This window comes from Ktedonobacter sp. SOSP1-85 (assembly GCF_016587415.1).
Lineage (GTDB): Bacteria > Chloroflexota > Ktedonobacteria > Ktedonobacterales > Ktedonobacteraceae > Ktedonobacter.
The window spans coordinates 1-13,648 of sequence record NZ_BNJI01000003.1 but is presented as its reverse complement, the minus strand read 5'-3'; the positions used below and the strand labels follow the sequence as shown (position 1 = coordinate 13,648).

Sequence of the window (13,648 nt, the reverse complement as noted above, 5' to 3'; positions counted from 1 at the left end):
CAATGTTACTACTTCTTTTGTACGTTGTATCCTGGACTTTGCACATTTTAAGCTGAAGAAGCCTTTTTGACCTCTTCCGGTACAATACTAAAGAACGTGTTCGTTCTTTTCACAAGAAAAGGAGGTTTTTGCTCGTGAGGTCGCATCCTCTTGCTCTACTGCTTGCTCCATTCCAATCGGCTTTTAGTCAGCCAACTTGGCGAAAGGCGGTGTTGTTGGTCGAAGGAGCCCTTCTCACCCATGGACGCAGAACCGTCGCAGCGGCTCTCCGAGCGATGGGATTGCAAGAGGAAAGACATTTTAATCGCTTCCATCACGTTCTCAGTCGCGCTCGTTGGTCTTCGCTTCAGCTCAGTCGTCTGCTGTTGGTGCTCCTCGTCCAGACATTTGTCCAGCCAGGAGCAACGGTTGAGTTGGTCGTTGACGAAATGCTGGAACGACGATGGGGACCACATATTGCCAAGTGCGCCTACTATCATGACCCGGTTCGTTCCTCACAAAAGCACAGGAAAATCAGCCGTGGCTTGAAGTGGCTCTGTCTGATGCTCATCGTGACGCCTCCTTGGACGAAGAGGTCTTGGGCACTTCCTTTTCTTTGCGTTTTGTTGACCTCTGAAGAGAGAGATGCGCGCTTGGGACGCCGGCATAAAACCGTTCCAGATTGGACAAAACAACTCGTGAAATTGGTACGCCGATGGCTTCCCGGTCGCGCTATCAAGCTCGTCGGCGATGGAGCCTACAGTGTGGTGGAGTTGGGAACAGTCTGCCGGAAGCAACAGATCACACTCATCGCTCCACTGCGCTTTGATGCGTGTCTCTACACACCACCTCCAGCACGTCAACCACGCCAAATGGGACGCCCTCGTCTGATTGGACAACGCTTGCTGCAACTTGATCAGGTGCTCGATGATCCACGGACCACCTGGCACCGATCTTGGGTCAAGTGGTATGGGCGAGGCCAACAGCAGATCGAATGGTGTAGTGGAACGGCACTGTGGTACCGTGGAGGACAAGTCCCTCTCCCTATCCGCTGGGTCCTCACCCGTGATCCACAGGGAGAGCGAGATGCCCGAGCGTATTTTTCGACCGATCAACAGCAATCTGGTCTCGCCATTATCCTGGACTTTATGAAGCGTTGGCCCGTTGAAGTGACCTTTGAAGAAACGCGAGCCCATTTAGGGGTGCAGACCCAGCGGCAGTGGTCTGATCAGGCTATAGAGCGAACGACTCCTTGTTTGCTTGGACTCTACAGCCTTGTCACACTCATGGGTCAAAAGCTCTATCCCGAAGGAGATATCCCCTGTCAGCAGACAGCATGGTATCGCAAACAGCAAGCTACCTTTATTGATGTGTTGGCTGCCGTACGACGGCACCTTTGGAACAATTTCAGTTATTTGACATCGCCCGAAAACCCTGATGTCATTTTACTCCCACGCTCAGATCTTGTCCGTCTCGCTGATGTGGTGTGTTCCTCAGCTTAAAATGTGCAAAGTCCAGGTATCTGGTCGTCAAAATGACGCTTAAGGGCCATTAGCTCAAGAGTAAATGCACGCGCAGCCTCCCGTGGGGACAGGTGATCTGAGAACGACATGATTTCCCTTCTTTCTTTCTCGCTAACTATGAGCACTGCTGCACGTGCAATACTTTCGGCAAATTTAGGCGTCTCGCGAGCATTGTGATCACTGGCGCCCACTTGTCGGTCATGGGCAGCCTGCTCAAATGTGATGTGACGCTCGTTGAGAAACTCGAGAAACTCACTACAGTGGCACTTCTAATCGGCGTCATTTTCCCCGGAGTTTTCCTTGGAAAGATCCCTTGATCAGAACAAAGGGCGAATGCGAGTCATTTTCCCGAGAATATTCCCCCGCAGTCTCGATTACGCCAGCAGTCCTCCATCGATTGTCAGCGATGTACCAGTGATGTAGGACGCCGCTGGACTGGCGAGAAAGACGATGGCTGCCGCGGCTCCTGTTCCTGGGTAGGTGTGGTGATCCCTTTTTTGCGTGCCTGGGCGCGCACGAGAAAGACCAGGATCGCTGCCCCGCAGCAGAGGAGGAGGCAGGCAAGCGCGATTAGTTTAAAGCCCTGAACAATACTGTTTTCGAGCACGAGGCGACTTGCCCCCTGACCGAGGACACGAAACTGAGCAGCGGCTGCCCGGCTGGCGACAAGAGACGCGGGAATGGTGGTATTGATATGGAAGAGATAGACCTGGCTCAGGATTGCAACCCCAAAGGCTGTGCCGATATTGCGAGCCATTCCGATCGTGCCGGATGCGAGCCCTGACAACTTCTTGGGAACGGCACTCATGACGGTGAGGGTGGCACATGACGAAAACACAGGAATCGCCAGACCACGCATGAGAAACGCTGGCAGCAATCCATTCACATAGGTGCTCTGGAGCGAGAGCGCCACCATCACAAAGAGAAAGCTGAGCCCATTCAGCAATAACGCCAGGATCAGGAAGACATCTCGCCATGCTTTGGCTCGCTGCGCGAGGATTCCGGTCAGCGGGGTGAGTACGACAATCAGGCCAGTCGCGGGTAAAAAAGCCAGGCCACCCTGCAGCGGGGAGAATCCCCAGGTGTTTTGCAGGAACAGGCTCCAATACGGTTGCGATCCAAAGAGGGCGGCTGAGAAGAAGAAGAAACTCAAGCAACCCATGACGAACGGAAGGTTGCGAAACAACGCCAGGTCAATGAGCGGCCAGCGGACTCGCCGTTCGGTGATGACGAAGAGCACCAACAGAACGACCCCGAGCAGGCCACTTCCTATGACCACCCTGTTTGTCCACCCCTCATCGCCTGCCTGCGTCAAGCCAAAGAGCAGGAAGAGCAGGCCGCTGGAGAGAAGCAACAAGCCTAGCCAATCCACGGGTATGCTCTCGCTCTCCTCGTGTTCTGCCGGGACAAAGAGCACGGTCACAATGAGGGCGAGGATGCCGAGAGGAAGATTCACGAAGAAGATCCAGCGCCAGCTCTCCCCTTGCACCAGCAATCCGCCGAGGACCGGACCGGCAATGAGCCCCAGACCGGAGATGCCTCCATAGAGGCCAATCGCCAGACCATGCTCATGCGGAGGGAAGGCGCGAATGATGATCGCGAGCGTGCCGGGCGTCATGATCGCCGCTCCAATGCCCTGGATAATGCGAAAGATAATCAAGACGACAATGGTCGGTGCCAGGCCACAGGCCAGAGAGGCGCCGGTGAAGATCGCGAGCCCCGCCAAATAGACCGCCCGCTGTCCCCACAGATCGCCGAGGCGACCGATCCCCATCGGCAACACGCCAATCATGAGCACATAGCCGGAAATGGTCCAGGAGACCGTGCTCAGCGGGGTATGAAAATCCTGCCCAATGGTCGGCAAGGCTACATTGACAATAAAGAGATCGATATAGAGCATCAGCAGCCCAAAACAGGCGGCGAACAGGGTCAGCCATTTGGATGGGGGTCGTTGTTTCATGGAAGTCTCCAGATGATTTTCTCTGACGTGCGCTGATCCGACGCGCTTGCATCAGCAGGTTGAGCGCCGGCGGCTTTGCAGCCAGAGTTGCTTTGTGTATGAGAGGGGAATGGACCTCTCTCTGTGAGGTTCAAACCAGGGTGGTGATGCCCTGGTGCTCGTCCGTTGCTGTGTAGCACCAGCACGAGGCGCCGTGGCAGGTCCAGATGGTCGAGCGTTACCGTGAAGAAGAAGCGCAGCGCCGATACCGAGCAATTGATGGTCGAAGGCTGCACGCCAGACTCGGCCACGCATGGACATGTCTTCGAGCATGCGCTGACGCAGCGGACTAACCGACCATTGAACAGGCTGGGTAGACATCGGGTCTGGAGCCGAGGATGAAGGGTGACCCTTCATCCTCGGCTCCAGACCCAGCCCCGCCCAACCTATCACCGCCCTCCGTGGCAGGCGCCCACCTCGCCCCAAGCGACCCTACCACGAAGCGGTTTCGTGCATGGGCGCTGAACGGAAAGCGCGAATGTGGCCGATTTCCAACTGTCTGTCTGTGACTGGAGTCAAGAAGGATGACGATACCGTATTCATGTCCTCCGGTCCTCCACAGTCCCTACACGCTCCTTTACGCTAGCAGTCCCCCATCGATCGTCAGCGATGTACCGGTGATGTAGGATGCCGCTGGACTGGCGAGAAAGACGATGGCTGCCGCGATCTCCTCGGGCCGACCGTAGCGACCAAGGGCGATGGTTGGTATCACGCTGCGTGAGAAAGGACCATCAGCCGGGTTCATGTCGGTGTCGATCGCGCCAGGTTGCACCACATTGGCGGTAATTCCTCGTGGTCCGAGATCCCGCGCCCACCCCTTGGTATACCCCAGAAGAGCCGCCTTCGTCGCACTATAGTCAGCCAAGCCAGGGGTTCCCACTCGGGAGGCAAACCAGGAACCGACCGAGATGATGCGTCCCCCCTCGCTCATGACCTGTGCCGCCGCGCGCACCGCCGTTGCCACTCCAGCCAGGTTCACCGCCATCAATCGAGCAAAGCTCGCCTCATCTCTCTCTGGATCGTTTACACTCCCAAATAAGAGGATCCCAGCGTTATTGACCAGGATATCAAGGTGCCCGAAATGCTCGACCACCTGCTCGATCAACTCAGTGACCTGAACCGAATCAGCCTGATCTGCTCGAAAGGCGAGTGCACGTACCCCTTGCTCTCTGATCTCACTGGCAACGACCTCTGCCTTCGTGGCCGACTTCGTATCGGTATAGCTGATCGCAACATCCGCGCCTGACTCGGCGAGTGCACGCGCCGTTGCTGCCCCAATCCCACGCGACCCACCAGTGACCAGGGCTACCTTCCCGCTCAGTGTCTTTGTCATCATGTTCTTCTGCTCCATTCTGCTCTTTTTATTTTTCAAGCTGTCTTGAGGCGAGACGCTGAAAGACGATAGCATGCATACTGGTTCTTAATTTTGAGACCTCATTCGTATTAATCGTCTTTCTGTTCATGTATGTCTCCTTGCGATACATTGGTACACCGGACAGTGCGCCAGTCATTCCACCGTTGACGACGATTTCGGCTGCCTGGATAGGTGCTGCATCGTCGGAAGCGAGGAACAACACAGCCGTTGAGACCTCGTCGGTTGTGCCGAAACGTTCCAAGGGAATACTGCTGACGACGCTTTGTTCCACCTGGGTCAACGCTTCAGGAGGAGGTGCCAGGCGAGACCAGATCGATGGAGAGGTTGCCCCTGGAATCACAACGTTCGCCTCCGTGTGCTTCTGACGAAACATGGATGTGTCTCGACCAACCAGTCACTGAGATCGTTGACCGATCGGCCAACAAGTGCCTCGTGTCTTCTGTGGTGCAGGACGACGGGCACACATTGTGCCCGTCGTCCCCCGCTCAGCGCAGGGATCTGAAGCCCGCGCGGACTTCTTCGCTGAAGAGTTCCGGACCAGCGATCATGCTCAACTGCGTAGCGGCAAGCGTCATGGCAGCAGTCCCCAAAAAGCGGCGGCGATCAAGAATTTTGTTGATGTGACTCATCATCCTTTTCTTTTTCTTAAGAAGGCTGTAACACGCTGTCTCCTCGCTGTCCACCTGCACTTCTGCTGTGCTCTGAGAGAGACAGCATGTCAAGAGGGAGGGCCTGTAAGGAGGTAGGTCAAGCGCCCCCTCTGTCACGCTGGACTCGCATGGAGCGCATCCGACAAGACTGAGTATACTGACACCGGCCGAGCAAATCAGTACCCGAGACGTCCCATTTCGCGCCTCAGGCAGTACCCTCCTCGAGTCCGGTGAAAAGAGCCTGCTTATGCCTCGTTCCTTGTACGGAGAACGCGATGCGGCAGGTGGCCGGCTGGACGAACGGCGGGATTACAGGACCTCGACGGTCCTCTCCTCGTTGACAGCCGCGCGCAAGGCCTCAGCCTTCGGGTGCGCGGTGCGCTCATGGACGTGTGACGCGGGCGTCCGATCGATCAGCAGGCTGAGCAGTTCGGGGCGGCTGTAGTGACCGCGCGCGTCCATGAGTCTCTTGCGGGAGTCGATGAGAGCGAAGTCCAGATCGGCAATCACTTCACCTTCCCCAGCTGTGAGAGGCTCGCCGATGATCTGGCCTTCCGGGTTCACAATGGCGGTGAAGCAGCCACCGGAAATCGGCTCGATAGCACATCCCGTATCCTTCATGAGTCTTGCCTGCTGATCGGCATCGAGCCACGCCGTCGCGTTGACAACAAAGCAAGCGGATTCGAGGGCGTGCTGGCGGATGCTCACTTCCATCTTCTCCGCGAACCGCGGGCCAGCGAACGATCCGGGATACATCGCCGAGTGGATCTGCTCGCCATCGGCAATGAGCGCGTAACGCGCGAGCGGCTGGAAGTGCTCCCAGCAGGCGAGCTGTCCGATGCGCCCGACGGCGCTCTCGACGGCGCGCAGGCCCGAGCCGTCGCCCTGGCCCCAGACTATCCGCTCATTATAGGTTGGCGTGATCTTGCGGCGGCGCTGGATCAGCGTCCCATCCGCGTCGAAGAGCAGTTGTGTATTGTAGATCGAGCCACCATCGCGCTCATTGATGCCGATCGAGACGACCATGTTCGCCTCCTTTGCGGCCTCGCCGATCGCATGGGTCTCGGCAGACGGGACCGTGACTGACTCTTCGAGTAGACGCTGATGCTCCTTTCCTAACAGCATGTCGTACGGTGACTGCACGAAGGTGAAATAGGGGTAGTAGGGAATGACGGTCTCGGGGAAGGTCGCGAACTGGACGCCCTGTTTGCCCAGCTCACGGATCTTCTTCACGACCTTCTCGACGGTCCCCTGCCGGCTGTACAGCACGGGGCTGATCTGCACGGCGGCGGCTTTCACGATGATGTTCATTATATGTTCCTTTCAGGTTGATGTTACGGAATTCACCATGATATATATTGTAGATACAACATTATGGGCCACTTACTCCATGAGGTTGACATGATGGCATTCGCTACTACTCTATGTGCTGTATATACAACATTTGCTATGATATATATATTGCATATACAACACTATAGGCCACTTACTCCACGAGTTCGCCGAGCGGGATGCTGTCGGTCACGCCGACGATGGCAGCCACGCCTTCCTCGCCGAGCGCCTGTTTGGCTTTCACCTGCGCTGCTCGCCACGCAGGTACCGCCGAAACCAGTAAGTTCCTACCGGCCTGCGAGAGGACAAGTGGACGGCTCCGACCGCCCTCTTCAGAAACCATTTCCTCGACCCATCCCTCCGCCAGGAGAAGCGCGAGATTGCGTGTCAGGGTCGAGCGCTCCTGGTAGTTGGCACGTCCGATCTCAGCGCGACTTGCTCCTCCAAGCCTCGCAATGAGCACGAGCAACGAGAACTGCGGAGCATTGACGCCGTAAGGCCGAAGGGCCTGATCATACATGTTGGTGATGATGCGCGATATGCGGCGCGTGCGCGTCAGCAAGCAAGTGCGAGTGATCTCGTCAACCACGCCGGTATCGGCCATCTTAATCTCAGTGCTCATCATCCTGGTCTCCAGTATAGTGTATCTACAACATTCATCCTGGTCTCTAGTATAGTGTATATACAACATACTGTCAAGGCCTGACACTGCGCTGCGCCTTGAGTTCGTCGCGAGGATGACATACCCCAAGTGAAAGATCCATCGAGAACCTTGCTCCTCCCTTCTCAAGAGAACGAAGGAGATAAACAAATGTTGTCCGGCTCACCCACTGGTTAGCGTCATCACAACGGAGAAGAAGTCCAGGAAGCCATTCATCTGGAAGTGGTACAACGCGATGTGGGAAGGTGGTGTGCCAGGTATCTGCGTTCAGGAATATCTTGTTCATCAAAGGCTTTCTTTTTCCCCAATCTTCTTCTCCCCCAGAAGCACGTCATCGCGCAGCCAGGCGAGACGACATGACAGCGAACGCTATGCCGCCATGCTGACCTCCAAGCTCGCAGGGATGAAGGCACCTGAAGCGGGCAATGAGCGCTATCGTCGTGCGGTGTATACCTTAACGCAATGGAACGAGGCACACCGTCCGTTAGAGCGCTGGTATATTACGACTCTGGCGATCCAGAAACTGGTTGGTGGTCGCAAGGAAGCTATTAACGCCTATCTCGAGACGCATGAGGATGAGATCAATGCCCATCATGAGCGTCTGGAGATCAAGCCTTCCTTCAACCGAAAGCCTGAACCCATTACAGAGATGGTCCACATTGCCGAGGAGCCGACCGCTTTTCCCTGGGGGCAAGCCGAACCCGTTGGGGAGTCGTGACCTGGTCGGCAAGGAGAGAGAAGGAGCAAGCCAGAGGAAATCTGCTCTTTGGCTTGCCCCTTCTCTCTTTGTAATTCCTATAGCCTCTGACCTCTTGATGAGGATGAATCCTTTTTTTTCGGCTGAATGGCAAACTTTCCTTGACATGCTTCTTCTTAAAAGAGCATGGCTCTCTAAAGGCCCCCTCATTCAGATTGGCGTGTATCGAAGAGAGCTTGAGCTGCAGCAACTTGTTCATAGTGGTCAACAACCCAGTGCTCAAGTTGGAGTACCACCCCACTCAACGTTGCCCCTAAAGGAGTCAAGCTGTATTCCACACGCGGCGGTACTTCTGAATAACTTCTGCGTTCAACCAAACCAGCACGCTTTAGGTCGCGTAACGTCTGTGTCAGCATTTTCTGCGAAATTCCCTGGATGGAGCGCATCATCAGATTGGTGCGCATTGGCCCTGACTTGAGCAAACAGAGGATCAAGAGAGACCATTTCCCTCCAATGAGTTCCAAGATGTCTCGCGATGGGCACTGAGCCGAAAACGGCTGGGCTTTTTTCTCGTTGTTCATTGCTTCTTGTATGGTCATGACTTTCTTCCAACTCAATGGATATTTTTTTCCTGTTTTTCTAATTATTACCAAAAAGTGCGTACTTGTCAAGTGGTAATATTTGCTTTAGACTGAACGCGTGTTTAGGCGATGAGCTTGCCCCGCTTCAAAAACATACCATCCATGGCCTCAGGGGAATAATGGAACGGATGTGCACGTTAAGGGATTGGCTTCTCTCCTGCTTCGGCTCTGCACGTGGCTTGAGTAAGAGGATACCATGTTCCCTTTTGAGTGAGAGGCGTGCATTGTCGCTCGACATGCTCTCTGTCAACCCGCATCCTAAGCCACTTCATTTCCGTTGTGCCTCAGAGGCCATATACAAGGAGCTGTTAGAAAATGAATGATACTGAGATTTTGGAGATGAATCGAAACGTTATTGAGGAATTTCGCGCGAATGGTGGTAAGGTAACAGGTTGGGTGCCTTTGATTCTTCTTACAACGAGGGGGGCTAAATCAGGTCAGGAACGTATTAATCCGTTAATATCTATCCCTTATGGCGATAACTATCTTGCGGTCGCTTCCAAGGGTGGCTCGCCTAAGCATCCTTTGTGGTATCACAATCTACTGGCTCATCCCGATGTCACGGTTGAGGTTGGAAACGAGAAGTTTTCTGCCAGGGCCAGATTGCTAAGTGACGATGAGCGAGCCCAGGCATTCGCGGAGGCGGCCAAGGTGTTTACTGAATATGACGAATTGCAGAAGATGACGTCCCGCGAGATCCCCGTTTTTCTGCTTGAGCGCGAGAAATAATAGTAAAGAGCCAATATTTGGTTATTGGCCTGTCAGCGTTTTTTGCGAAAAGATACGATGTACCATATAACTGACATGGAGATTGGAAAATAGTCATAAAGGAGGAAAAACCTCTTTTATCAAAGAGAGCTTATCCTCCTTCATCAGAACTGTTTCTGTGCTCTAAGAGATGCCAGGTTCTTCATTGCTCTTCAAGGTAGGTTGCTCTCGCAAGGAGGATACCGGAGAGAAAAGGACTCAGAGAAACGCGAAAAACATTCCAACAGTTGAGAGTGGAACGGCTAGAAGAAGCCCAATTAGGCCTCTGAGGAAGAATGGAACGGATGTGCACGTTAAGGGATTGGCTCTCTCCTGCTTCGGCTCTACAAGTGGCTTGAGTAGGAGGATACCATGTTCCTTTTTGAGTGATAGGAGTGCATTGTCGCTCGACATGCTCTCTGTCAACCCGCTTCCTAAGACACTTCATTCCCTTGTCATGCACATCCGTTCCGTTGTTCCTCAGAGGCCTTTTACAATTGCGGTGTTTCTGCTCATGAAGTAGATAGATCTTCCTGTATTGTAGGAACCCACGTTGTAGCCAGTGCTCCTGACTACAAGAGAATGGAGAGATTTCCTGGGAACACTGGTCACATGCCTCTTCCATGACCATACTGGATTCCGGATTCCTCGTTGGCCAGTCGTGTTGGCGTCTGCACTGACCAATCAGACGATCATCACGCAGATGATCGAGAAATCCGAAATACCCGGCTTGCAAGAATACTAAAGAAAAGAGGAGAAAAGAACGACGATGTCAACACAAACCATGCGAGTGATTCACATCCATAGCTATGGTGGACCTGAAGTGCTCAAGCTTGAAGAGAAGGCACGTCCAGAGCCGCAGATGGGCGAAGTGTTGCTGCGGGTCTACGCGGCTGGCGTGAATCCAATCGACTGGAAAATCCGTCAGGGCTTGACGAAAGCATGGATGCCGGTGACGTTCCCCTATACCCCTGGTATTGAGGTGGCGGGCGTGATTGAAGAGGTTGGTCCCGGTGTGACGGCATTCAAGAGGGGACAAGCCGTTCTAGCGCAGACCCGCGAAGGAGCCTATGCCGAGTACATCACGATCCCTGTAGAAGCTCTCGCGCTCAAGCCGCAGACGGTAAGTTTTGCTGAAGCCGCCACCATCCCGGTTGGCGCGACAACGGCCTGGCGAGCGCTATTTGATCACGGCGGCCTGACCGCTGGTCAGCGGGTGTTGATTCAAGGGGCTGCGGGTGGGGTGGGTCTGTTCGCGGTCCAGTTGGCGAAATGGAAGGGCGCACAGGTGATCGGCACGACCTCCACTGCGAATCTCGATTTCGTGCATGGGCTTGGTGCTGACGCGGTCGTGAATTACACGACAACCTCCGTTGAGGATATAGCCCAGGATGTGGATGTGGTGTTGGATGGAGTCGGGGGAAAGGCCCTCAGCAGTTCGCTGGCCGCACTCCGACAAGGGGGAACGCTGATCTCGATTGTCGAGCCACCGCCGCAGGAAGAAGCGCAGGCGCGCGGCGTTCGCGCGATGATGAGCCGGGGAGCAGCAAGCGTTCCCTTACAGATGTTGACACAATTGATCAATGAAGGCCATCTCAAAGTGACGGCTGGGAAGACGTTTCCCCTCAGTGATGTGCAACAGGCCCATGAGTACAGTCGGAGCGGTCATGGGCGTGGCAGGATTGTGCTACAAATCGATTGACAGCACGAGGTATCTCAAGCAAAGAGAGAGAGAAAAGAAGATGCCTATCAAGAAACGTTCATTTACACCATCCAGCAATCAGGAAGCAATCCTTCCTTCTCTGCCTGCGGAAATCGACCAGGAGACGACAGAGAGTAAGCAGGGATCGACGCGAATTAGGATGAGGCACGTACTCATTCTGGGCGGATTGGCGGCCTTTGCCCCGCTATCGACGGATATGTACCTGCCCTCTCTTCCCGCTGTGAGCCACGACCTCGGCGCCACCATGTCGCTGGCGCAGATTACGCTGACCGCCTGTATTCTCGGTCTAGCTTTCGGCCAGATCATCATTGGGCCGCTCAGCGATGCCTGGGGGCGACGTCGGCCTCTGCTCCTGGGCATCGCTCTCTACGTACTCATGTCTCTGCTGTGTCTGGTCGCACCTACCATCACTATTCTGGCCGTGCTGCGTTTTGTGCAAGGGTTTGCCGGGGCTGCCGGGATCGTGATTGCCCTTGCCATTGCCCGTGATCTGTATGCTGATAGCGCTCTGGCACGCTGCATCTCTCTGTTGATGACGGTGAACTTTCTCGCTCCCATCATCGCGCCCACGCTTGGCGCCCAGCTGCTGACATTTACCTCTTGGCGCGGGATCTTTGTCGCCCTGGCTCTCCTTGGGGGTCTGGCGTTTCTGGCCTCTGCGTTCGGGATCGGCGAAACGCTGGAGCCATCCCGCCGCCAGAAGAGTGGCATTTCCGCCACCTGGCAAGCGGTGTGCGCGCTGCTGACGAACCCGCGCTTCATGGGCTACGCGCTTTCCAGCAGCTTCGCTTTTGCGGCGGCGATGGTCTACATTTCCGTGTCTCCTTTCGTCCTGGAGAATATCTACGGCCTCTCGCCCCAGATATACGGCCTGGTGTTCGGCCTCAATGCCCTCGGTCTCGCTGGCATGAGTCAAGTGAACGCGAGGCTGGTGAAGAGGAGGCCGCCGCAGAAGCTCCTGGCCAGGGGAGTTATGGTCCTCGCCCTGGTGGGCCTGGCCTTACTGGGAATACTACTGGCAGGAATCGGCCTTGTCGGAGTGCTGCCGCTTCTGTTCGTGTTCGTCGCCAACCTGGGTTTGATCGTGCCGAATGCGACGGCACTGGCGCTCGCTGCGACTGATGCCCGGACGGCCGGAAGTGCGTCTGGGTTGCTAGGGATGGTGCAGTTCACCGTTGGGGCAGTCCTGGCATCACTCGTGGGTCTCATTGGAACAGCAACCGCCATCCCGATGGGGCCGCCATTGCCCTGTTCGGTCTCGCTGCGCTGATCACCTTTCTTGTTCTCTGTCGCACTCCACAGATGCGGTAGGTTGCCTTCTCTCCAGATGGGCCGATGGAGACAACGCTTCTTCCAACAACAGCGTCATTGTTTTCTTCTCCCTGCACTCTGGAGAAGAAGCGAATGTACCATATAACTGGTATTGTCAACTTAAAAAATTTCGTTGATGAGCTTTCACCACTTCGATGCCACATCAACCAGAATTCTCGAGCAACCAAGGCAAGAAAAAGGGCGCAATCCCCACTTTGAGGCCTGTTTCTCTTCTATAAGCTCTACAATTTCAATTAAGTTGACAATACCCATCATTGTAATAGATTTCTTGAGGTGAGAGCAGGAATACGTCTTCGTTCTCAGGGATGGGAGTGGGTGAAGAACAGTCCAGGTGATGGTCGGTGGAATGCGTGCCTGGGGTTTGGTGAAGGGACCTCTGGAGTGGGTTGGTATGAGCACCTCAACTCGGCTTTGTACAATTTTTGGGAAAGAATGAGATGTGAAATTCTCTTGAGGTAAGGTAGAAGCTGACCAAAGCACAGTCTGTCTCACCTGAGAGGAGGTTTATGCTGACACTGACTCATGAGGAATAGGCATCGTAAATGACCATGGCTGAAATCTGCCAGACATTTCTCGCTTCAAAGCGTAAGATAGTGGCGAGTGGCTCCCTTGAGAAAGGACCAAAAGCATATGATACAAATGGAGCGATTTATGCATAAAGTGATTGAACCGAAAATTCTCTACTTCGGAACTCCTGTCGTCCTCATACGTACCCGGAATAAGGATGGATCGCTCAATCTTGCCCCGATGTCCTCGGCGTGGTGGCTGAACCAATCGTGTATGCTAGGAATGAGCGGTAGATCGCAAACGATAGAGAATCTTCTCCGCGAGCGCCAGGGGGTGCTCAATCTTCCTTCATCGGACCTTGTCGGCGCTGTTGACCGGCTGGCGCTCACTACCGGGCGTAATCCTGTACCCGAATATAAGGAGAAAATAGGCTATCTCTACGAGCCAGATACATTTGGCGTCTCAGGGCTAACCCCTCTCCC

General features: G+C 54.7%; 14 protein-coding genes and 2 pseudogenes. 8 read left to right on the top strand and 8 right to left on the bottom strand.

Annotation, left to right across the window (positions count from 1 at the left end; translation table 11 throughout):
- Nucleotides 1-134: 134 nt before the first annotated feature.
- The gene (locus KTE_RS37985; RefSeq protein WP_201391150.1) at nt 135-1,481 is read left to right on the top strand and encodes a transposase; all 1,347 of its coding nucleotides are present in this window, start codon (nt 135-137) and stop codon (nt 1,479-1,481) included.
- 395 nt (nt 1,482-1,876) lie between these two features.
- Here KTE_RS37985 and KTE_RS37980 read toward each other — a convergent pair whose 3' ends face one another.
- Nucleotides 1,877-1,954: a hypothetical protein gene (locus KTE_RS37980; protein WP_236601047.1), complete on the bottom strand. Its 78-nt coding sequence runs from the start codon at nt 1,952-1,954 to the stop codon at nt 1,877-1,879.
- A gap of 260 nt (nt 1,955-2,214) precedes the next feature.
- Nucleotides 2,215-3,462 (bottom strand): annotated as a pseudogene (locus KTE_RS48280) (MFS transporter); the annotation flags it as partial.
- Nucleotides 3,463-3,684: 222 nt separating this feature from the next.
- Between KTE_RS48280 and KTE_RS37975 the strand changes: the two are divergent.
- On the top strand, nt 3,685-3,843 hold the full coding sequence (locus KTE_RS37975) for a hypothetical protein (protein WP_201391148.1): 159 nt from the start codon (nt 3,685-3,687) through the stop codon (nt 3,841-3,843).
- 235 nt (nt 3,844-4,078) lie between these two features.
- Here the strand turns inward: KTE_RS37975 and KTE_RS37970 are convergent, their stop codons facing one another.
- From KTE_RS37970 to KTE_RS37950, 5 genes are all read right to left on the bottom strand, one after another.
- On the bottom strand, nt 4,079-4,834 hold the full coding sequence (locus KTE_RS37970) for an SDR family NAD(P)-dependent oxidoreductase (protein WP_374226881.1): 756 nt from the start codon (nt 4,832-4,834) through the stop codon (nt 4,079-4,081).
- A gap of 28 nt (nt 4,835-4,862) precedes the next feature.
- Nucleotides 4,863-5,249: an SDR family oxidoreductase gene (locus KTE_RS37965; protein WP_201391144.1), complete on the bottom strand. Its 387-nt coding sequence runs from the start codon at nt 5,247-5,249 to the stop codon at nt 4,863-4,865.
- 112 nt (nt 5,250-5,361) lie between these two features.
- Nucleotides 5,362-5,508, bottom strand: coding sequence for a hypothetical protein (locus tag KTE_RS37960; protein ID WP_201391143.1), 147 nt, complete (start codon nt 5,506-5,508; stop codon nt 5,362-5,364).
- A 327-nt stretch (nt 5,509-5,835) separates the two neighbouring features.
- Nucleotides 5,836-6,837: a nitrilase-related carbon-nitrogen hydrolase gene (locus tag KTE_RS37955; protein ID WP_201391141.1), complete on the bottom strand. Its 1,002-nt coding sequence runs from the start codon at nt 6,835-6,837 to the stop codon at nt 5,836-5,838.
- 175 nt (nt 6,838-7,012) lie between these two features.
- Nucleotides 7,013-7,483 carry a MarR family winged helix-turn-helix transcriptional regulator gene (locus tag KTE_RS37950; protein WP_201391139.1) on the bottom strand — a complete coding sequence of 157 codons (471 nt, stop codon included), beginning with the start codon at nt 7,481-7,483 and terminating at the stop codon, nt 7,013-7,015.
- A gap of 286 nt (nt 7,484-7,769) precedes the next feature.
- On the opposite strand from KTE_RS37950, the gene KTE_RS37945 reads away from it, so the two are divergent.
- Complete coding sequence (locus tag KTE_RS37945; RefSeq protein ID WP_201391136.1) at nt 7,770-8,237, top strand: hypothetical protein; 468 nt, start codon at nt 7,770-7,772, stop codon at nt 8,235-8,237.
- Nucleotides 8,238-8,422: 185 nt separating this feature from the next.
- On the opposite strand, the gene KTE_RS37940 is transcribed toward KTE_RS37945, so the two are convergent.
- Complete coding sequence (locus KTE_RS37940; protein WP_236600897.1) at nt 8,423-8,887, bottom strand: helix-turn-helix domain-containing protein; 465 nt, start codon at nt 8,885-8,887, stop codon at nt 8,423-8,425.
- A 285-nt stretch (nt 8,888-9,172) separates the two neighbouring features.
- Between KTE_RS37940 and KTE_RS37935 the strand changes: the two genes are divergently transcribed.
- From KTE_RS37935 to KTE_RS37920, 5 genes and pseudogenes are all read left to right on the top strand, one after another.
- On the top strand, nt 9,173-9,586 hold the full coding sequence (locus KTE_RS37935; protein WP_201391134.1) for a nitroreductase family deazaflavin-dependent oxidoreductase: 414 nt from the start codon (nt 9,173-9,175) through the stop codon (nt 9,584-9,586).
- Nucleotides 9,587-10,166: 580 nt separating this feature from the next.
- The gene (locus KTE_RS50145) at nt 10,167-10,349 is read left to right on the top strand and encodes a DUF6022 family protein (protein WP_374226864.1); all 183 of its coding nucleotides are present in this window, start codon (nt 10,167-10,169) and stop codon (nt 10,347-10,349) included.
- Between the two features lie 24 nt (nt 10,350-10,373).
- A complete protein-coding gene (locus KTE_RS37930) occupies nt 10,374-11,306 on the top strand; it encodes an NADP-dependent oxidoreductase (protein ID WP_201391132.1) in 933 nt (310 codons plus the stop codon).
- A 40-nt stretch (nt 11,307-11,346) separates the two neighbouring features.
- Nucleotides 11,347-12,597 (top strand): multidrug effflux MFS transporter, encoded by a 1,251-nt coding sequence (locus tag KTE_RS37925; RefSeq protein ID WP_201391130.1) that lies wholly within the window; start codon nt 11,347-11,349, stop codon nt 12,595-12,597.
- A gap of 713 nt (nt 12,598-13,310) precedes the next feature.
- Nucleotides 13,311-13,648 (top strand): annotated as a pseudogene (locus KTE_RS37920) (flavin reductase family protein); the annotation flags it as partial.

What these genes read in the sequence shown, in the direction of transcription:
- KTE_RS37950 (WP_201391139.1), bottom strand. Translation starts at nt 7,483, where the DNA reads ATGATGAGCACTGAGATTAAGATGGCCGATACCGGCGTGGTTGACGAG.
- KTE_RS37965 (WP_201391144.1), bottom strand. Translation starts at nt 5,249, where the DNA reads ATGTTTCGTCAGAAGCACACGGAGGCGAACGTTGTGATTCCAGGGGCA.
- KTE_RS37955 (WP_201391141.1), bottom strand. Translation starts at nt 6,837, where the DNA reads ATGAACATCATCGTGAAAGCCGCCGCCGTGCAGATCAGCCCCGTGCTG.
- KTE_RS37960 (WP_201391143.1), bottom strand. Translation starts at nt 5,508, where the DNA reads ATGATGAGTCACATCAACAAAATTCTTGATCGCCGCCGCTTTTTGGGG.
- KTE_RS37970 (WP_374226881.1), bottom strand. Translation starts at nt 4,834, where the DNA reads ATGACAAAGACACTGAGCGGGAAGGTAGCCCTGGTCACTGGTGGGTCG.
- KTE_RS37930 (WP_201391132.1), top strand. Translation starts at nt 10,374, where the DNA reads ATGTCAACACAAACCATGCGAGTGATTCACATCCATAGCTATGGTGGA.
- KTE_RS37935 (WP_201391134.1), top strand. Translation starts at nt 9,173, where the DNA reads ATGAATGATACTGAGATTTTGGAGATGAATCGAAACGTTATTGAGGAA.
- KTE_RS37925 (WP_201391130.1), top strand. Translation starts at nt 11,347, where the DNA reads ATGCCTATCAAGAAACGTTCATTTACACCATCCAGCAATCAGGAAGCA.